Source organism: Streptomyces sp. NPDC051364 (genome assembly GCF_040682115.1).
GTDB lineage: Bacteria > Actinomycetota > Actinomycetes > Streptomycetales > Streptomycetaceae > Streptomyces.
In genome coordinates this window covers 38,592-56,916 of the sequence record NZ_JBFBAH010000006.1, presented here as the reverse complement: position 1 = coordinate 56,916, position 18,325 = coordinate 38,592, and the positions used below count along the sequence as shown (strand labels likewise).

General features: G+C 71.8%; 21 protein-coding genes and 1 pseudogene. 12 read left to right on the top strand and 10 right to left on the bottom strand.

The genetic code is table 11. The features are described from left to right. Window positions 1-54: 54 nt before the first annotated feature. Both AB0M76_RS14855 and AB0M76_RS14850 read right to left on the bottom strand, forming a co-directional pair. Complete coding sequence (locus tag AB0M76_RS14855) at window positions 55-420, bottom strand: cupin domain-containing protein (RefSeq protein WP_365953249.1); 366 nt, start codon at window positions 418-420, stop codon at window positions 55-57. A 97-nt stretch (window positions 421-517) separates the two neighbouring features. Beyond that, window positions 518-1,249 carry an alpha/beta hydrolase gene (locus AB0M76_RS14850; protein ID WP_365953248.1) on the bottom strand — a complete coding sequence of 244 codons (732 nt, stop codon included), beginning with the start codon at window positions 1,247-1,249 and terminating at the stop codon, window positions 518-520. A 113-nt stretch (window positions 1,250-1,362) separates the two neighbouring features. Here AB0M76_RS14850 and AB0M76_RS14845 point away from each other — a divergent pair, with 113 nt between their 5' ends. From AB0M76_RS14845 to AB0M76_RS14835, 3 genes are all read left to right on the top strand, one after another. Beyond that, window positions 1,363-2,511 (top strand): adenosine deaminase, encoded by a 1,149-nt coding sequence (locus AB0M76_RS14845; protein WP_365953247.1) that lies wholly within the window; start codon window positions 1,363-1,365, stop codon window positions 2,509-2,511. A 140-nt stretch (window positions 2,512-2,651) separates the two neighbouring features. Next, window positions 2,652-2,930, top strand: a complete 279-nt coding sequence (locus tag AB0M76_RS14840) for a hypothetical protein (protein WP_365953246.1) — start codon at window positions 2,652-2,654, stop codon at window positions 2,928-2,930. Between the two features lie 165 nt (window positions 2,931-3,095). Continuing rightward, the gene (locus AB0M76_RS14835; protein WP_365953245.1) at window positions 3,096-3,860 is read left to right on the top strand and encodes a hypothetical protein; all 765 of its coding nucleotides are present in this window, start codon (window positions 3,096-3,098) and stop codon (window positions 3,858-3,860) included. A gap of 15 nt (window positions 3,861-3,875) precedes the next feature. Here AB0M76_RS14835 and AB0M76_RS14830 read toward each other — a convergent pair whose 3' ends face one another. Next, window positions 3,876-4,076, bottom strand: a complete 201-nt coding sequence (locus tag AB0M76_RS14830) for a PspC domain-containing protein (protein WP_365953244.1) — start codon at window positions 4,074-4,076, stop codon at window positions 3,876-3,878. Between the two features lie 66 nt (window positions 4,077-4,142). Next, window positions 4,143-4,724, bottom strand: coding sequence for a VanZ family protein (locus AB0M76_RS14825; RefSeq protein ID WP_365953243.1), 582 nt, complete (start codon window positions 4,722-4,724; stop codon window positions 4,143-4,145). Window positions 4,725-4,900: 176 nt separating this feature from the next. Here AB0M76_RS14825 and AB0M76_RS14820 point away from each other — a divergent pair, with 176 nt between their 5' ends. Then, a complete protein-coding gene (locus tag AB0M76_RS14820; RefSeq protein WP_266664464.1) occupies window positions 4,901-5,038 on the top strand; it encodes a hypothetical protein in 138 nt (45 codons plus the stop codon). A 26-nt stretch (window positions 5,039-5,064) separates the two neighbouring features. Here AB0M76_RS14820 and AB0M76_RS14815 read toward each other — a convergent pair whose 3' ends face one another. The 3 genes from AB0M76_RS14815 to AB0M76_RS14805 form a co-directional block, all read right to left on the bottom strand. Continuing rightward, window positions 5,065-5,709, bottom strand: a complete 645-nt coding sequence (locus AB0M76_RS14815; protein ID WP_365953242.1) for a PH domain-containing protein — start codon at window positions 5,707-5,709, stop codon at window positions 5,065-5,067. 25 nt (window positions 5,710-5,734) lie between these two features. Further along, window positions 5,735-6,367, bottom strand: a complete 633-nt coding sequence (locus AB0M76_RS14810) for a class F sortase (protein WP_365953241.1) — start codon at window positions 6,365-6,367, stop codon at window positions 5,735-5,737. A 109-nt stretch (window positions 6,368-6,476) separates the two neighbouring features. Continuing rightward, window positions 6,477-7,193, bottom strand: coding sequence for a hypothetical protein (locus AB0M76_RS14805; protein WP_365953240.1), 717 nt, complete (start codon window positions 7,191-7,193; stop codon window positions 6,477-6,479). Between the two features lie 295 nt (window positions 7,194-7,488). Between AB0M76_RS14805 and deoC the strand changes: the two genes are divergently transcribed. The 3 genes from deoC to AB0M76_RS14790 are packed head-to-tail and all read left to right on the top strand — an operon-like array spanning window position 7,489 to window position 10,797. Further along, entirely contained in the window at window positions 7,489-8,451 is a 963-nt protein-coding gene (deoC, locus tag AB0M76_RS14800; protein WP_365953545.1) for a deoxyribose-phosphate aldolase, read from the top strand. Window positions 8,452-8,456: 5 nt separating this feature from the next. Then, complete coding sequence (locus tag AB0M76_RS14795; protein ID WP_365953239.1) at window positions 8,457-9,893, top strand: aldehyde dehydrogenase family protein; 1,437 nt, start codon at window positions 8,457-8,459, stop codon at window positions 9,891-9,893. Then, window positions 9,886-10,797 (top strand): aldehyde dehydrogenase family protein, encoded by a 912-nt coding sequence (locus AB0M76_RS14790; RefSeq protein ID WP_365953238.1) that lies wholly within the window; start codon window positions 9,886-9,888, stop codon window positions 10,795-10,797. The genes AB0M76_RS14795 and AB0M76_RS14790 overlap by 8 nt, the downstream gene beginning before the upstream one ends. Window positions 10,798-10,906: 109 nt before the next feature. Here the strand turns inward: AB0M76_RS14790 and AB0M76_RS14785 are convergent, their stop codons facing one another. Beyond that, a complete protein-coding gene (locus tag AB0M76_RS14785) occupies window positions 10,907-11,251 on the bottom strand; it encodes a hypothetical protein (RefSeq protein WP_266664445.1) in 345 nt (114 codons plus the stop codon). Between the two features lie 53 nt (window positions 11,252-11,304). Between AB0M76_RS14785 and AB0M76_RS14780 the strand changes: the two genes are divergently transcribed. Next, a complete protein-coding gene (locus AB0M76_RS14780) occupies window positions 11,305-12,003 on the top strand; it encodes a uridine kinase (protein WP_266672769.1) in 699 nt (232 codons plus the stop codon). 151 nt (window positions 12,004-12,154) lie between these two features. Here AB0M76_RS14780 and AB0M76_RS14775 read toward each other — a convergent pair whose 3' ends face one another. Further along, complete coding sequence (locus tag AB0M76_RS14775; protein WP_365953237.1) at window positions 12,155-12,859, bottom strand: SigE family RNA polymerase sigma factor; 705 nt, start codon at window positions 12,857-12,859, stop codon at window positions 12,155-12,157. A 178-nt stretch (window positions 12,860-13,037) separates the two neighbouring features. On the opposite strand from AB0M76_RS14775, the gene afsQ1 reads away from it, so the two are divergent. The 4 genes and pseudogenes from afsQ1 to AB0M76_RS14755 all read left to right on the top strand — a co-directional run. Then, window positions 13,038-13,715: a two-component system response regulator AfsQ1 gene (gene afsQ1, locus AB0M76_RS14770; protein WP_266664443.1), complete on the top strand. Its 678-nt coding sequence runs from the start codon at window positions 13,038-13,040 to the stop codon at window positions 13,713-13,715. 53 nt (window positions 13,716-13,768) lie between these two features. Then, the gene (locus AB0M76_RS14765) at window positions 13,769-15,196 is read left to right on the top strand and encodes a HAMP domain-containing sensor histidine kinase (protein WP_365953544.1); all 1,428 of its coding nucleotides are present in this window, start codon (window positions 13,769-13,771) and stop codon (window positions 15,194-15,196) included. Further along, window positions 15,180-15,797, top strand: a complete 618-nt coding sequence (locus AB0M76_RS14760; protein WP_365953236.1) for a hypothetical protein — start codon at window positions 15,180-15,182, stop codon at window positions 15,795-15,797. The genes AB0M76_RS14765 and AB0M76_RS14760 overlap by 17 nt, the downstream gene beginning before the upstream one ends. A 14-nt stretch (window positions 15,798-15,811) precedes the next feature. After that, window positions 15,812-16,180: pseudogene (locus AB0M76_RS14755) on the top strand (GNAT family N-acetyltransferase); the annotation flags it as partial. Window positions 16,181-16,655: 475 nt separating this feature from the next. On the opposite strand, the gene AB0M76_RS14750 reads toward AB0M76_RS14755, so the two are convergent. Beyond that, a complete protein-coding gene (locus AB0M76_RS14750; RefSeq protein WP_365953235.1) occupies window positions 16,656-18,302 on the bottom strand; it encodes a phospho-sugar mutase in 1,647 nt (548 codons plus the stop codon). Window positions 18,303-18,325 lie beyond the last annotated feature (23 nt).

The window sequence follows — 18,325 nt, the reverse complement described above, 5'->3', positions numbered from 1 at the left end:
CCAGCGATGTGACCGGTGACGTGACGGGGATGCGACGGGGACGCGACGGGGATGTCAGGCCGGCTTCGCGTACTGGCCGAAGCCGGTCCAGTCCACCGCGACGCACTGCTCGTCGCCGACGACCCAGGCGTCGTGTCCGGGCGCGATCTCCATGAGGTCGCCGGGGCCGTACTCCTCACTGCTCCCGTCGTTCATGACGACCTTCATCCGGCCGCTCACCACGTAACCCGTGTGCGCGGCCTCGCAGCTGTCCGTGCCCACCAGCGGCTTGATGTGTTCCGACCAGCGCCAGCCCGGCTCAAAGACCGCGCGGCCCACGGCGCCGCCGTCCGTCTGGATCACGTCGAGCCTGCCCTTGCCGTCTTCGAACGGACGGGTCTCGTCCGCCTGGTCGAAGCTCTTGCGCACGATCCCGGCCATGCCGAACCGCCTCCCGCGGAGAAGGACCCCGAGTCCACTCCTCACCATACGTCCGACGGCCGGGCGCCTCATCCGCTCGCGGCGCAGCCCCCGCAGGTCAGCCCCGCAGCGACCGTCCGAACCCGGAGGCGAGCGGCATCCGCAGCCCCAGCGGCGGCGGCGCCGCCAGCGCGTCCGTCACGGGCCGCGAGTACCGCCCCGAGAACATCGCCCCCATGACGAAATCCACGGACAGCGCCACGACTTCCGCCTGGTGCTCCCGCAGCCGGTGCCCGTCCGAGTGGACCTCGAACCGGCACGTCGCCCGGTTCGCCTTCTTCGCCTGCGCCGCCAGCCGAAACGATGCTTCAGGATCGCTGTGCGCGTCGTTCGTCCCGTGCACGATCAGCACCTGCCGCCCCGACAGCTGCTTCACCGGTTCCGGGGAATCCGCCGAGACCACCTCGCCTAAGGAAGGGGCAAGCGCCAGCACCGAGTTGACGGCGTCGTGGCCCGCGGCCAGCAGCGCCGCCCGGCCGCCCGCGTCGTAGCCGACGAGGCACACCGGCACGTCCCCGTACCGGCGCACCACCTCGTCGGCCGCCCACCGGGCGTCGTCCTCCCGGCAGGCCCCCCGGCCGTGCAGGACCGTGTGCGCGACCAGCCCGTCCGCCCCGCCCGCCCGGGCCAGTGCCCGCGCGAGCGGGCGCACCGGACCGGGGAACAATCTGGACGCTCCGGGGAGCAGGAGGACCGCTCCGTTGACTGTGCTTCCCGTCGAGACCGAGCCGTTCGCCCCGGCCGCCCGCCCCAGGCGGGCCCCGCGCGCCGGCGGCGCATGCTGTGCCATGGCGGAACATTCTCAGACTGACAGGTGTACGCGACCCGTCCGTACGGTCTCTGTTGCATATCGACCCCTGTCGCCGACGCGCTGCTCTACGCGCGTAGGAGTAGAGTGCCCGGATGACGAGCGAGACCCCCAACCTGCCGACCCCGGATCAGATCCGCCGCTCCCCGAAGGCGCTGCTCCACGACCACCTCGACGGTGGCCTGCGCCCCGGGACCATCATCGAGCTGGCCCGCGAGGCCGGCTACGAGAGCCTTCCCGAGACGGACGCCGACAAGCTCGGCATCTGGTTCCGCGAAGCCGCCGACTCCGGCTCCCTGCCCCGCTATCTGGAGACGTTCGCGCACACGTGCGCCGTCATGCAGACGAAGGCGGCGCTGTTCCGCGTCGCCGCCGAGTGCGCCGAGGACCTGGCCGAGGACGGCGTCGTGTACGCCGAGATCCGCTACGCCCCCGAGCAGCACCTGGAAGCCGGCCTGACCCTCGAAGAGGTCGTCGAGGCAGTGAACGACGGCTTCCGCGAGGGCGAGCGCCGCGCGAAGGCGAGCGGCCGCCGCATCCGCGTGGGCGCGCTGCTCACCGCGATGCGCCACGCCGCCCGCGCCCTGGAGATCGCCGAATTGGCGAACCGCTACCGCGACAACGGCGTGGTCGGCTTCGACATCGCCGGCGCCGAGGCCGGGTTCCCTCCCACCCGCCACCTCGACGCGTTCGAGTACCTCAAGCGCGAGAACAACCACTTCACCATTCATGCGGGTGAGGCCTTCGGTCTGCCGTCGATCTGGCAGGCCCTGCAGTGGTGCGGCGCCGACCGCCTGGGCCACGGCGTGAAGATCATCGACGACATCGAGGTCTCCGCCGACGGCTCGGTGAAGCTGGGCCGGCTGGCCTCGTACGTCCGGGACAAGCGCATCCCCCTGGAGATGTGCCCCACCTCGAACCTGCAGACCGCCGCGGCCGCCTCGTACGCCGAGCACCCGATCGGCCTGCTGCGCAAGCTGCACTTCCGCCTGACGGTCAACACCGACAACCGGCTGATGAGCGGCACCAGCATGAGCCGCGAGTTCGAGCACCTGGTCGACACCTTCGGCTACACGCTCGACGACATGCAGTGGTTCACCGTCAATGCGATGAAGTCCGCGTTCATTCCTTTCGATGAACGACTGGCCATGATCAACGAGGTCATCAAGCCCGGTTACGCGGAGCTGAAGTCGGAATGGCTGTTCCAGCAGACCGCTTCGACCAGCGGTTCTGTCTCGGTCTAGGCCACGGCATGACGTAAGGAAAGCGTCCGGGGACAGCAATCCCCGGGCGCTTTCTCGTATTTACGTATGTTTGCGGCCGGGGGTTTGAAGTGACTAGTTTGCGGAGCCGCTCAATTCCCCGTCGCAAGGACTAAATCTTCATGAAGAAGTCAGCTGCCAAGACTCTCGGTGCCGCCGCCCTCGGTGCCGCCTTCGTCGCCGCCGCCGCGGGTTCCGCGTCGGCCGCCGTGCCCGCCATCGGCCTGTCCGACGCCCTGGGCACCGTCACCGGCGCCACCCAGGGGCTCACGAGCCAGCAGCAGGTGAGCCCCGAGGGTGGCCAGCAGTCCAGCGACCCGGCCGCCCCCCTCAACCAGCTCACCGAGGCGGTCGGCCCCACGCTCGGCGGCCTGCCCATCGGTGGCGCGCTCGGCGGCTGATCCCCGCCGGATCCGCAGGCGGATTCGTCCGCGATTCGTCCGCGGATTCTTCGTACACGCACGCACGTGGCGCACGCCGGTTCGATCGGGTGTGTGCCACGTCGCGCCGTGTGCCACGATCACCACCAACTGCCCGCCGACGCACTGGGTATGAGGTCATCGGTCATGCGCTTGAACGAACGAGTCACGGTCGGAGCGGCCACCGCCGCCCTGCTCCCCGCCCTCCTTCTGGGAGCCGTGGGATGCAGCAGCGAGGGCGTCCCCGCGGCCGGCAAGGCGCCCGACCCGAAGGGCTCCGCCCCCGCCGCGTCCCCGGGCGGCGCCCCGAGCGGCTCGGCCGCACCGAAGGCCGGGGCGAGCAAGCTGGAGCGCTCCGCGCTCGAACAGGGCGATCTGCCCGGCTACCAGGTCTCCGCGCAGGGCAAGAACCCGAACGCCCCCGACGGCCAGCCGCAGGCCGACCGCAAGGCCTGCCAGCCCCTGGCCGACATCATGGGCGACAAGCCCGACCCGGCCGCCCGCGAGACCGTCAACCGGGGCGTCGGCTCCCAGAAGCAGGTCGGACTGGCCGTCTCCGCCTCCGTCAGCTCCTACGCCGAAAGCGACGCCAAGGCGCTGATCGCCCGGCTGAAGGACGCCGTCGCCGCCTGCGGTACGGGCTTCTCCGCCACCGTCGAGAAGCAGAGCGGCAGCTACCGCGACGTACGGCCGGCCGAGTACAAGGCGGCCGGCGACGAGAGCGTCAGCTGGACCACGACCGCGGCCGCCCAGGGCGTCTCCGCGCAGGTCCACGTGGTCGTCGTACGCCAGGGCGCCACCGTCGTGCGGCTGATGGCCCTCAACGTGGCGGCGGCCGCGGCCCAGCAGAAGCCACAGGTCCCGCACGAGGTGGCGGACAAGCAGCTCGAGAAGGTCCGCAGCGCGGGCTGAGCAGCCCCGGACGTGCTACCAGGCGCTGGAGGCGGACTTCTCGTTCGGCAGGAGCACCCACAACGCCAGGTAGATCAGGAACTGCGGGCCGGGCAGCAGGCACGAGACGACGAATATCAGGCGCATCGTATTCGCGGAAATTCCGAAGCGGCGCGCCAGTCCGGCGCAGACGCCGCCGATCCAGCGGCCGTCACGGGGGCGGGCAATGGCGCTCATGGGTTTCTCCTCTGTGGGATCAGCGGGCCACCAGAACCGTCGGTAATGGCGGGCTCCCGCGATACCTCAATACTCCCGCGGCACTGCGGACAGAACGTCGGTCCACGGACCGAGGCCGACCCTGGGAATTCTCGGGGTAGAGCCCTGAGAGGAGCGCTGCGACCGCTGCGAGCGCCGCAGCCGCGCACGCAGCGCCGGTACGACGGCCGCGTGCGCGAGCACCACGCCGAGGCCGTTCAGCAGGACCGAGTCCACGTCGACCACCTGCCCGGGCACGGCGCTCTGGAGCATCTCGATGCTGAGCGAGACCAGCACGCCCGCGGCGGCGGTCCGGCCCAGTGAGGACCACGCGGCCAGCGGCGAGGGCGCCAGGTTCCCGTTGACGAGCGGCAGCAGCACCCCGAGCGGGGCGAGCAGCGCCAGCCCCTCCCCGATCCGCCGGACCGCCTCGAGCGGTCCGTACGAGAGGTCCGCCCGGATCCCCTCCAGCGGGGTCAGATTGGCGGCGGACGCCCAGGGCACGTCCAGGGGCCGCAGGGTCAGCCAGGCGACGAGGAGGAGATGAGCGACCAGCAGCCCCCCGCCCAGGAGTCGGAGCCGGAGGTGAATGGCGGTGGCGGCACTGCGGCCGACCTCATTGCGCTGCACACCTGCGAGGACGCAGCGCCCGGTGGCTGCGGTTCCGGTCGGATCCGGCGAGCAGGCGGCATATGACGATCCGATCGGATGAAACCCCGGCGGGTCGGTGACGCACCCGCCTCCGGTACCGCTGCGGACCCGCACAGTGGGCGCGGCCCACCGGTGGCAGCCGAAGGAGAACAGCCATGCCCGCACGACGCAGCCCCGTACGACGCACAGCGGCGAACGGCGGCGTACGACGGCCGCTGCACACGATCGTGGCCGGGTTCTGCGGCCGCGCACTGGCCGCGGCCCTCGCCGGCCTCGGCGTCCCCCGCGCATAGCCCGGCGCCGCCGCCGGGGCCCGCCGTCAGCGGGTGGCGAGGAGGACGATCAGGAATACCGCGCCCGCGACGGCGGGCGCGATGACCTCGTACGACCACCGCACGCGCACGCTGCCCTGGGCGCCGGCCCGCGAGGCGCCGCGCTCGGCCAGCTCCCGCAGTTCGTCCACCACCTGGTCCGCGTGGGCCCGCTGCGGTTCGACGGCGGCGGCCGCCGTGTCGCCGCCCTCGGGCGAGCCGAGTCCCTTGCCGGTGAGCCCGCCGCGGCGGGAGAACTGCTGCCGGCTCGCCTTCTTCCGCTCGCGCAGCGAGACCGGGACGGACCACAGCTGGTACTTCGACCCCTCGGCCAGCACCTCCGCCGAGTACCCGGCACGCACCGCGTCCACGGCGGCCCAGGGCAGCTCGATGATCCGGAACGGGTTCCGTACGCGCATCCGGTTGTCGTTGGCGAAGACCGCCGGGCGGATGGTGAAGGCGACGGCCAGCGGTACGGCCAGCAGGGCGATCGCCGCGGCGAACCACGGGGCGTTCCCCGATCCCCGCACGATGGCGTCCCCGCACAGCCACGCGATGAGCGCGAGCAGCAGAACGCCGGTGACGGCGGCCATGGGGGAGCGGTAGACCCGGTCGTCGTACACCGGTTCGTCAGTGGGCTGCTGGCTGCTCATGCGCCCGATTCTGCCTCAAGCCGTCTCAGCCCACGAGATCGGCGTACACGATGATGTTGTCGGGGCGGTGGCCGTCGGTGATCTCGCCGCCGCAGGTGATCAGCCGAAGCTCGGGGCGCGCGGTGTTCCCGTACACCTTGGCGGTCGGGAAGCTCTTCTTGTCGACCTGTTCCAGCTCGCGCACCCGGAAGACGGCGGTCGTGCCGTCCGCCCGGGAGACGGTGATCTCGTCACCGGTGCGGATCTTCGAGACGTTGCGCAGGACGGCCGGGCCGCGCGCGGTGTCGAAGTGCCCGATGAGCACGGCCGGTCCGGTCTCGCCCGGGGTGACGCCCTTCGTGTACCAGCCGATCCGGTCCCCGTTCGCGACGGAGGGCACCTCGACGCTGCCGTCGGCGGCCAGGCCCAATTCCAGCAGCGGGCCCGCGTCCACCGCGGCCGCGGGGATCCGTACCCGTACGGGCTCCGAGGCGGGCAGCGGGGCGACGGGCGCGGCCGACGCCGTCGGGGCGGACGGGACCGCCGCCGGGGCCGCGGCGATGCGGGGCGCGGGCGGGGGCGCCGACGCGGCCGGTGCGCCGCCGCAGCCGGTCAGGGCGGCGAGGGCGAGCGGGCCGAAGAGGGCGGCGGCGAGCAGGGGACGGACGCGGTGGGCCATGGGGTGCTCCGGGAAACGGGCCCGGCGGGCCACCGAGGAGGTGGCCCGCCGGAGGCAGGAACGGGAGGGAACGGGTCGGAACGGGCAGGTCAGGCCCGGCTGCGGGCCGTCAGCCCCGGCTGCGGGCGGCGCGGCGGCCGCGGGCCAGCAGGGCCACACCCAGCCCGGCGAAGATCGCGACGAGACCCGCGCCGGCGGCCACGGTGGTGCTGTTGTCGGTGTCCTCGGCGGCGAACTCGGCCCCGGCGGCCACCCCGCCCTTGGGTACGACCACGGTCTGCGCCCCGGTCTGCGCCTTCACGTCGGCGACCGGCTTGACGGAGGTCGTGGCAGGGGTCTTGGCGGTCGGCTGCGCGGACGGCTTGGCGGAGGGCTTGGTCGACGGCGTGGTGGTCGGCGCGCCCTTCGGCAGCAGGTAGAAGTCCGAAGCCCCCTCGCCCTTCCGGTGGACGTTGAGCCCGTAGTCGCCCGCGTCGGTGAGCGTGTACTCGGTGTCCTCGATCACCGCGCGGCGGTTGGAGAGGTCCAGCTTCGCCAGCACGCGGCCCGCCCAGCCGTCGGCCGGCTTCCAGTTGTCGCCCACGGCGCGGATCCAGACCTCGGGGCCCTCGGACTCGTTGCGCAGCACCGCGATCCGGTTCTTGCCGACGAGAACGACCTCGCCGTCGTAGCGGTCCTTGTCCGACGAGGCCGCGGAGACCGAGGTCACCGCGGAGACCGAGGTGACGGCCTGCGGGGCGGTCGCGGCGAGCGCGGTCGTGGCCGGCGCGAGCAGGGCCCCGGCGAGGGCGGCGGTGACGATCGAGGTGCGGAGGGCGGAACGCATAACGACTCCTGGAAGCTGTGTCGCGGATAAGGGGAGAGTCGCATGCCGCGTTTTCTCTGTCGGGCTTTCATCCGGTGAGGTCTGGCGGGCTGCTGAAGAGAAATTTACGGATCTTGTTCGACCGGACGATCGGGTTCCTGTCTTCGCCGTGTAACAGCAAAAGCGGAGGTCAGCGGTCCGCAGCCGGGGCCGGGTCCGGATGCCCGCCCCGCCCGGATGTGACCGGTCCCGCACATATGTGCGCCCGCGGGGGGTGACAGGCAGCTACGCGCGTAGATATGCTCATCTGGTGACCATGCCCACCATCCTCACCGCATTCGCTGACGTGACGACGTCCGACAGCGCGCTGCGCCGCTTCCTGCACGGGCTGCCCGGCGTAGACGCCGTCGGCCTGGAGGCCCGCGCGGCCGCGCTCGGTACCCGTTCGATCAAGACCACGGCCAAGGCGTACGCCATCGACCTGGCCATTTCGATGATCGACCTGACCACGCTTGAGGGTGCGGACACCCCGGGCAAGGTCCGAGCGCTCTCCGCCAAGGCCGCCAATCCCGACCCGACCGACCGTACGACTCCCATGGCCGCCGCGGTCTGCGTCTACCCCGACATGGTGGCCATCGCCAAGGCCGCCCTGAACGGCGCCGACGTCAAGGTGGCCTCCGTCGCGACGGCCTTCCCGGCCGGCCGCGCCGCGCTGCCCGTCAAGCTCGCGGACACCCGTGACGCCGTCGCCGCCGGCGCCGACGAGATCGACATGGTCATCGACCGTGGCGCCTTCCTCGCCGGCCGCTACCTGGAGACGTACGAGCTGATCAAGGCCGTCAAGGAGGCGTGCGTACGCCCCGACGGCACCACCGCCCGCCTCAAGGTCATCTTCGAGACCGGCGAGCTGTCGACGTACGACAACATCCGCCGGGCCTCCTGGATCGGCATGCTCGCGGGCGCCGACTTCATCAAGACCTCCACCGGCAAGGTCGGCGTCAACGCCACCCCCGCCAACACACTGCTGATGCTCGAGGCCGTCCGCGACTTCAAGGCGCAGACTGGAATCCAGATCGGCGTGAAGCCGGCCGGCGGCATCCGGACCACCAAGGACGCCATCAAGTTCCTGGTCCTGGTCAACGAGACCGTGGGCGAGGACTGGCTGACCAACCACTGGTTCCGCTTCGGCGCCTCCAGCCTGCTCAACGACCTGTTGATGCAGCGCCAGAAGCTGAGCACCGGCCGTTACTCCGGTCCCGACTACGTGACGGTGGACTGATCACCATGGCATCTGTATTCGAGTACGCACCGGCTCCCGAGTCCCGCTCGGTCGTCGACATCGCCCCCTCGTACGGGCTCTTCATCGACGGTGAGTTCACCGACGCCGCCGACGGCAAGGTCTTCAAGACCGTCTCGCCGTCGTCCGAGGAGGTCCTCGCCGAGGTCGCCCAGGCCGGCGCCGCCGACGTCGACCGCGCGGTCAAGGCCGCCCGCAAGGCGTTCGCGACCTGGTCCGCGCTGCCCGGCTCCGAGCGCGCCAAGTACCTCTTCCGCATCGCCCGGATCATCCAGGAGCGCAGCCGCGAGCTGGCCGTCCTGGAGACCCTGGACAACGGCAAGCCGATCAAGGAGACCCGCGACGCGGACCTCCCGCTCGTCGCCGCGCACTTCTTCTACTACGCGGGCTGGGCCGACAAGCTCGACCACGCGGGGTACGGCGCGAACCCGCGCCCGCTTGGCGTGGCCGGCCAGGTCATCCCGTGGAACTTCCCGCTGCTGATGCTGGCGTGGAAGATCGCCCCGGCGCTCGCCACCGGCAACACGGTCGTCCTCAAGCCCGCCGAGACCACCCCGCTCTCCGCGCTCTTCTTCGCGGACATCTGCCGCCAGGCGGGCCTGCCCAAGGGTGTCGTCAACATCCTCACGGGTTACGGGGACGCGGGCGCGGCCCTCGTCGAGCACCCCGACGTCAACAAGGTCGCCTTCACCGGCTCGACCGCGGTCGGCAAGGCCATCGCCCGCCAGATCGCCGGTACGGACAAGAAGGTCACCCTGGAGCTGGGCGGCAAGGGCGCCAACATCGTCTTCGACGACGCCCCCATCGACCAGGCCGTCGAGGGCATCGTCAACGGCATCTTCTTCAACCAGGGCCAGGTCTGCTGCGCGGGCTCGCGCCTGCTGGTCCAGGAGTCGATCCACGACGAGCTGCTGGACTCCCTCAAGCGCCGCCTGACCACCCTGCGCCTGGGCGACCCGCTCGACAAGAACACCGACATCGGTGCGATCAACTCCGCCGAGCAGCTGGCCCGGATCACCGCGCTCGCCGAGACCGGCGAGGCCGAGGGCGCCGAGCGCTGGTCCCCGGCGTGCGAGCTGCCGTCCTCCGGCTACTGGTTCGCCCCGACGCTCTTCACGAACGTCACCCAGGCGCACACCGTCGCCCGCGACGAGATCTTCGGCCCGGTGCTGTCCGTGCTGACCTTCCGTACGCCGGACGAGGCCGTCGCCAAGGCCAACAACAGCCAGTACGGCCTGTCCGCCGGCATCTGGACGGAGAAGGGCTCGCGCATCCTCGCGGTCGCGAACAAGCTCCGCGCCGGTGTCGTCTGGGCCAACACGTTCAACAAGTTCGACCCGACCTCGCCCTTCGGCGGCTACAAGGAGTCGGGCTTCGGGCGCGAAGGCGGCCGTCACGGCCTGGAGGGCTACCTCGATGTCTGAGTCTTCGACGCGTCTGAGCGTCTTCAAGACCTACAAGCTGTACGTCGGGGGCAAGTTCCCCCGCTCCGAGAGCGGCCGGGTGTACGAGGTGAGCGCCAAAACATCGGGCGGGGGCAAGGGCAAGTGGCTGGCCAACGCCCCCCTGTCCTCCCGCAAGGACGCGCGTGACGCGGTCGTCGCGGCCCGCAAGGCCTTCGGCGGCTGGTCGGGCGCGACCGCGTACAACCGCGGGCAGATCCTCTACCGCATCGCCGAGATGCTGGAGGGCCGCCGCGAGCAGTTCGTCCGCGAGGTCGGCGAGGCCGAGGGCCTGTCCAAGTCGAAGGCGGCCGCGGTCGTCGACGCGGCCATCGACCGCTGGGTCTGGTACGCGGGCTGGACCGACAAGATCGCCCAGATCGTGGGCGGGGCCAACCCGGTCGCGGGCCCGTTCTTCAACCTCTCCACCCCGGAGCCGACCGGTGTCGTCACGGTCGTGGCCCCGCAGGACTCGTCCTTCCTGGGCCTGATCTCGGTGATCGCCCCGGTGATCGCGACGGGCAACACCGCCGTCGTCATCGCCAGCGAGAACGCGCCGCTTCCGGCCCTTTCCCTGGGCGAGGTGCTGGCCACCTCCGACCTGCCGGGCGGCGTCGTCAACATCCTGTCCGGCAAGGCCGGCGAGATGGGCCCGCACCTGGCGTCCCACCAGGACGTCAACGCGATCGACCTGGCCGGAGCCGATGCGGCGCTGGCCAAGGAGCTGGAGATCGCGGCGGCCGACAACCTCAAGCGCGTCCTGCGTCCACAGCCTGTGGACGACTGGAGCGCCGACCCGGGCACGTCGCGCATGACGGCGTTCCTGGAGACGAAGACGGTCTGGCACCCCACGGGCTCGCTGGGCTCGGGCGGATCCTCGTACTAGGCCGACCCTTGTACCAGTGCCGCGTCAGGCACTGGAAGGGCCCCTCCGAAACCGGCCCCGGCAGCGTCCCCCGTGCTGCCGGGGCCTTTTCGCACCCTGGTGCCTCCGGCTACTTCGGCAGCAGCGGGCCGAGCAGCGAGGACGCGGTCGCCTCGGGCAGCTCGCCGAGGGACGGCCCCTGCGTCAGGATGCCCGTGACCATGGTGGTGCCGACCGCCGGGAAGTCGGCGACCTTGGTGGCCACGCCGTTGTCGAGCGGGTCCACGCCGGTGTGTGCGAGGGGGTTCACCTTGAGGTTCGCGATGGGGTCGGCGACCCCGGCGAGGGCCGCCGGGACCGAGAGCTCACCGGCCTGGGCGCCGCCGGCGGCCATGGCCAGGGCCGCACCGGCCATGGAGAGCGTGAGGCCTGCGGAGCGCAGCGTGGAGCTGCCGGGGGCTGCGTGACGTGCCATGGGATCCCGCCTGAGGTCGTAGTCGCGTGCGCACGCAGCGTAGTCGAGGTGTGATCCTGGATACCAACCGGCCACCGGAGGCATCCCCTGCGCGGGGGAATGGTTCAGACTGGTGTCCCGTGAGCTCTTCCTCTCCTTTGCCTACGCGTGTCGTCCTGTTGACCGGGCCTTCGGGCTCCGGCAAGTCCAGGTTGGCTGCCCGTTCCGGGCTGCCGGTGCTGCGCCTGGACGACTTCTACAAGGAGGCTGACGACCCGACCCTCCCGCTGGTCGAGGGCAGCTCCGACATCGACTGGGACTCCCCGCTGTCCTGGGACGCGGACGTGGCGGTCGCCGCGATCGTGGAACTCTGCGCGGCAGGCCGTACCGAGGTGCCGGTGTACTCCATCGCGACGTCCTCCCGTACGGGTACCGAGACGCTGGACATCTCCCGCACCCCGCTCTTCATCGCGGAGGGGATCTTCGCGGCGGACATAGTGGCCCGGTGCCAGGAACTGGGGCTGCTGGCGGACGCCATCTGCCTGCGCGGGCGGCCGTCGACGACGTTCCGGCGCAGGCTGATGCGGGACCTGCGCGAGGGCCGCAAGTCGCTGCCGTTCCTGCTGCGCAGGGGCTGGCGGCTGATGCGGGCGGAGCGGGGCATCGTGGCCCGGCACACCGCCCTCGGCGCGTACGCCTGCGGCCGCGACGAGGCCTTGGGCCGCCTGGCGGCCTGCGCAGCAGGCCGCCACCGTGCGGCCGCCCCGGCGTAGCCGCCGGTTCTGCGGTGCCGGCGGGGCCGGACATACGAGAAGGCGGGATCATGCGGACCCCCGGCCGCCTGATCCCGCCTTCTCCCCCCGCAGGCCCCCGTCCCACCCCCGTAGGACGGGCCCCCTGGCCCATGGTCTGTGGTGTGCCGCGTTACGCGACGAGCTCCTCGAAGGACTCCGCCTCGTCGCGGCCGAAGCTCAGCACCTCGTCGTCCCGCAGGCGCCGCAGCGACCGCCAGATGCTCGACTTCACGGTGCCGACGCTGATACCCAGGATCTCCGCGATCTCCGGGTCCGTACGGCCCTCGTAGTACCGCAGCACCAGCATCGTGCGCTGCGGCTCCGGGATGCGGGCCAGCGCCTGCCACAGCACCGCGCGCAGCTCCGTACCCCGCATCGCGTCCGTGTCCGAGGCCGTCTCCGGGAGCTCCTCGGTCGGGTACTCGTTCAGCTTCCGCCGGCGCCACGCGCTGATGTGCAGGTTCGTCATCGTGCGCCGCAGGTACCCGCCGACGGCCGCCTTGTCGCTGATCCGGTCCCAGGCGCGGTACGTGGAGAACAGCGCGCTCTGCAGCAGGTCCTCGGCCTCGTAACGGTCACCGGTCAGGTGGAAGGCCGTCGCGTACAGGGCGGCCCGCCGCTCCCGGACGTACGCCGTGAACTCGGCCTCCGAGGTGGAGGAGAGCTCGGGCGTGTGCTGCTCCGGGACGGAAGGGCGGTACGTGTTCGCGTCGATGGCCACCGTGTGCGCCGGCCGCGGACGGGCGACCGTCACCGAACGGACACCTGCCCGGCGGTTCACATCGTGCAGCCGCGTGACAACCGCGCTGGTGGTGGTGCTGTGCAGCGTGTTCATCTCGCGCCCCCCGTCGTGGAGTCTGCTTCGGATCCTGCTCGGTTTCGTTGGTAGAAGACTGCCCGGCGGACTTAACCGGGGTGTCCGCCGACTGTCACAGGCCTGTCACAGCGACCTCTGTGCGATCCCATGCACCCGACGGTCGAACTCCGAACGGTCCATGGGACAGAATGAGCCCGTGCCTTTCCTGTTGCTGATCGAGGACGACGACGCCATCCGCACGGCCCTCGAACTCTCCCTGTCTCGCCAGGGCCACCGTGTGGCCACCGCGGCGACGGGCGAGGACGGCCTGAAACTGCTGCGCGAGCAGCGGCCGGACCTGATCGTGCTGGACGTGATGCTGCCCGGGATCGACGGTTTCGAGGTGTGCCGGCGGATCCGCCGCACCGACCAGCTGCCGATCATCCTGCTCACCGCGCGCAGTGACGACATCGACGTGGTGGTGGGCCTGGAGTCCGGAGCCGACGACTACGTCGTCAAGCCGGTCCAGGGACGGGTGCTCGACGCCCGGATCCGGGCCGTGCTGCGCCGCGGGGAACGGGAGTCCACCGATTCCGCGGTCTTCGGGTCCCTGGTCATCGACCGGTCCGCGATGACGGTCACGAAGAACGGCGAGGACCTCCAGCTGACGCCGACCGAGCTGCGGCTGCTCCTGGAGCTCAGCCGCCGGCCCGGGCAGGCGCTCTCCCGGCAGCAACTGCTGCGGCTGGTCTGGGAGCACGACTACCTCGGCGACTCCCGGCTCGTGGACGCCTGCGTCCAGCGGCTGCGCGCCAAGGTCGAGGAAGTGCCGTCCTCGCCCACCCTCATCCGGACCGTCCGTGGCGTCGGCTACCGGCTGGACTCGCCGCAGTGATCAAAGCTCTGTTCGCGGGCCGGCGCTGGACCAGCCTGCGGCTGCGGCTCCTGATGGTGTTCTGCCTGGTCGCGCTGGTGGCCGCGGTCTCCGCGTCCGGGATCGCGTACTGGCTCAACCGCGAGGCGGTGCTCACCCGTACCCAGGACGCGGCCCTCGGCGACTTCCGCCAGGAGATGCAGAACCGGGCCGCGGCACTGCCCGCCGACCCGACGCCCGAGGAGATGCAGCGCACCGCCGAGCTGATGGCGGGCAGCAGCCCCGGCTACAGCGTGCTGCTGGTCGACGAGCGGGGCGGCCGCAAGGTGTTCGGCGCGGCCGGTCCCGACTCCTTCGGGCTGGACGACGTACCGGCCTCGCTGCAGCGCGCGGTGAACGACCAGCAGAAGGCGACGGCGGCCAACGACTCCGAGTACCACATGTACTGGCAGCGGACGAAGCCGCGCGGCAATCCGTACCTGGTCGGCGGGACGCGGATCGTGGGCGGTGGGCCGACCGGCTACATGTACAAGTCCCTGGCGCAGGAGCGGGACGACCTGAACGCGCTGGGCTGGTCGCTGACCATCGCCACGGGTCTCGCGCTGCTCGGGTCGGCGCTGCTGGCGCAGGCCGCGGCCCGGACCGTCCTCAAGCCCGTACAGCGGCTGGGGGACGCGGCGCGGCGCCTCGGCGAGGGCGAGCTGGACCACCGGCTCGACGTGTCGGGGACCGACGAACTCGCCGATCTGTCGCACACGTTCAACAAGACGGCCGAGGCGCTGGAGAAGAAGGTCGCCGACATGAGCGCCCGGGAGGAGGCCAGCCGGCGTTTCGTCGCGGACATGTCGCACGAACTGCGCACTCCGCTGACGGCGTTGACGGCGGTCGCCGAGGTGCTGGAGGAGGAGGTCGAAGACCTCGATCCGATGATCGCACCGGCGGTGGCGCTGGTGGTCAGCGAGACCCGGCGGCTGAACATCCTGGTGGAGAACCTGATGGAGGTCACCCGCTTCGACGCGGGGACGGCGCGGCTCGTGCTGGACGACGTGGACGTCGCCGACCAGGTGACGGCGTGCATCGACGCGCGGGCGTGGCTCGACGCGGTCGAACTCGATGCCGAGCGCGGCATCGTGGCGCGGCTCGACCCGCGCCGGCTCGACGTCATCCTCGCCAACCTGATCGGCAACGCGCTCAAGCACGGCGGCTCGCCGGTGCGGGTGTCGGTGGTCGTCGAGGGCGAGTGGCTGGTGATCGCGGTCCAGGACAACGGGCCGGGCATCCCCGAGGAGGTGCTGCCGCACGTCTTCGACCGGTTCTACAAGGCGAGCGCCTCGCGGCCGAAGTCGGACGGAAGCGGGCTGGGCCTGTCGATCGCCGTGGAGAACGCGCACATCCACGGTGGCGACATCACCGCCGCCAACGGGCCGGGGGGCGGCGCGCTGTTCACGCTGCGGCTGCCGGTGGACGTGGGGAAGGTGATCGCCGGTGACGCGGACGTATAGGGCGGCAGTGCTGTTGGCCCTGGTGGGGCTGGTCTCCGGATGCGGGATCAGGGCGACGACGGTGCCGGTGGACGTCGGTCCGGCGCCTTCGCGGGTGTCGTGCGACACCCCGGAGCTGCAGACCGGGGTACAGGGCTTCCGGGCCACGGTGGAGCTCGTGTGCGGATCGCAGCTGGTCGGCGTGGAGCGGGTGGTGCCGGTGCCGGAGAAGAAGCCGGTACGCGACCCCGTGGTGCTGGTCGCCGAGGCGCTGCTGGAGGCGCTGGAGCGGGAGCCGTCGGCGGAGGAGCGGGACGCGGGCTTCACGACGTCGGTCCCCGACGGGCTGACGGTCGCGCCGGCGCGCCCGGGCGACCCGGCGGGCACGATCCGGCTCAGCCGCAAGCCCGAGGACCTGCCGCCGGTGGCGCTGTCGCAGGTGGTGTGCACGCTGGCGGGCAGCGAGGCGGTGTCGGCGGGGCCGGGGCCGGTGGTGCTGGGCGGGCCGGACGCGGATCCGCCGCGGGCGTGGGAGTGCACGGAAGCGGTCCGCTCCCGCCCGGAATCGGTCCCCACCCTGGGCGAACTGGTCCGCCCGACGGCCAGCCCTACTCCTTCCTGAGCACTTTCCTCGGAGCGCTGGCGACGGCTGAAGGCGGCCAGCCGGTCGGCATGGCGTACGGGTACCCTCTCGGCCCGCACACCGGTTGGTGGGACCAGCTCACGGAGCCGGTGCCTGAGGACATGCGTCGCGAGGACGGCCGCCGTACCTTCGGCCTGATGGAACTCGCCGTGCGCGCCGCCTGGCGTCGACAGGGTGTCGCCCGCCGTCTGCACGAAACCTTGATCGCCACCGTCGACGCCGAACGGGTCCTGCTCAACGTCCACCCGGACAGCGAAGTGGCCGTGGCCGCGTATCGCGCATGGGGGTACCGCAAGGTGGGTGATGCACGCCCGTGGGCCTGCGCACCCCTGCACGACGTGATGCTGCTCAACCTCGGCTGAACGCCCGGGGCGGCCGCCGGACGCCGAGATCTGCGAAACAAGGGTCGCCGAAGGCGATCGCGTAGCGACGCGAACGAAGTGAGCGCCCATGACGGGCCGACACGGACCGGAAGGACGAAGGGACTGACGGTAAACCCCCAAACCCACTCTGAGACGGGCCCGGGGGACACGGCTCCCCGCCCCCGGACCCGCACCCGGGGGGCGGGTGGGCGACTACTGACGGAGCCCGGTACCTCGAGGGGTGATGGCCGGCCCGAGCCGCAAGCGAGGTACCGCCCCCGGCAACGTCGGCGGCCCCCCGAGCCGGAGCTCAGGGGGCCGGGCAGGGGCCGAAGCCCCTGGACTGCACCCGACGGACGGAGTCCGGCGCAGCGGCGCGAAGCCGGGGAGGCCCCTTGGGGCCGAGCCGTGCGAGGGCCGCGTCAAGAAGGAGCGGCCCCTCGGGGCCGAGCCGCGCGAGCGGCGCGGGAGGAACTCAGATGCCGGCGGCTGCCGACAGGTCCTTCTTGATCGCGTCCAGGATCTCCTGGCCGCGGACGCGGGCCGACGCCAGGTCGGAGGCCTCGGACACCGGGACCACGACCTCCAGGTAGCACTTCAGCTTCGGCTCCGTGCCCGACGGCCGCACGATCACCCGGGCCTTGTAGTCGCCCTCCAGGTAGTAGCGCAGGCCGTCCGTGGGCGGCAGCGTCGCCGTGCCCCGGTTCAGGTCCTCCGCCGAGGAGACCCGCAGGCCCGCCAGCGACACCGGCGGCTCCGCCCGCAGCGCAGCCATCGCCGAGGCGATGACCGACAGGTCCGAGACGCGGACCGACAGCTGGTCGGTGGCGTGCAGGCCGTGCTCCATCGCCAGGTCGTCCAGCAGGTCGGTCAGCGTGCGGCCCTGCTCCTTGAGCTCCGAGGCCAGCTCCGCCACCAGCAGGGCGGCGGTGATGCCGTCCTTGTCGCGGACGCCCTCGGGGTCCACGCAGTAGCCGAGCGCCTCCTCGTAGCCGTAGCGCAGGCCCTCCACGCGGGCGATCCACTTGAAGCCGGTGAGGGTCTCCTCGTAGCCGACGCCCGCAGCCTCCGCGATCCGGCCCAGGAGCGAGGACGACACGATCGACTCCGCGAAGACGCCCTGCGCACCCTTGTGGACCAGGTGGGCCGCCAGCAGTGCGCCGACCTCGTCGCCGCGGAGCATGCGCCAGCCGTCCACGGTGGGGACGGCCACCGCGCAGCGGTCCGCGTCCGGGTCGTTCGCGATCACGATGTCCGGGCCCGCCTCGGCGGCCTTGGCGAAGGCCAGGTCCATGGCGCCCGGCTCCTCCGGGTTCGGGAAGGCCACCGTCGGGAAGGCCGGGTCCGGCTCCGCCTGCTCGGCCACGAGGACCGGGGCCGGGAAGCCGGCGCGGGCGAAGGCGGCCAGGACGACGTCCTTGCCGACGCCGTGCATGGCCGTGTAGACGGTCCGCACGCCCCGGGGGGAGCCGGGGGTCAGGACGGCGTCCGTACGGGCCAGGTAGGCCTCCAGGACCTCGTCGCCGAGGTCCTCCCAGCCGGACTCCGGACGGGGGACCGAGGCGAGGGTCTCCACGCGCCCGATCTCCGCGGCGATCTCCGTGTCCGCGGGGGACACGATCTGCGAGCCGTCGCCGAGGTAGACCTTGTAGCCGTTGTCCCGGGGCGGGTTGTGGCTCGCGGTCACCTCGACGCCGGCGACGGCACCCAGGTGCCGTATGGCGTACGCGAGGACGGGCGTCGGCAGCGGGCGGGGCAGGACGGCCGCGCGCAGGCCCGCGCCGGTCATCACGGCGGCGGTGTCGCGGGCGAAGTCCGCGGACTTGTACCGCGCGTCGTAGCCGACGACGACCAGGCCGCCGGCGTGGCCCTGGGCCTTCAGGTAGGCCGCGAGGCCGGCAGCGGCCCGGATGACCACCGAGCGGTTCATCCGCATCGGGCCCGCGCCGATCTCGCCGCGCAGTCCGGCCGTGCCGAACTGGAGGGTGCCGGAGAACCGGTCCGCCAGCTCCGTGACGTCCCCGGCTTCGATGATCGTCGCGAGCTCCTCGGCCGTCTCCGGGTCCGGGTCCTCCGCCAGCCAGGCCTGGGCCCGGGTGATCAGGTCGTCCTGTTCCTGCACTACTTCCGCCTTGTCTCTCGTAC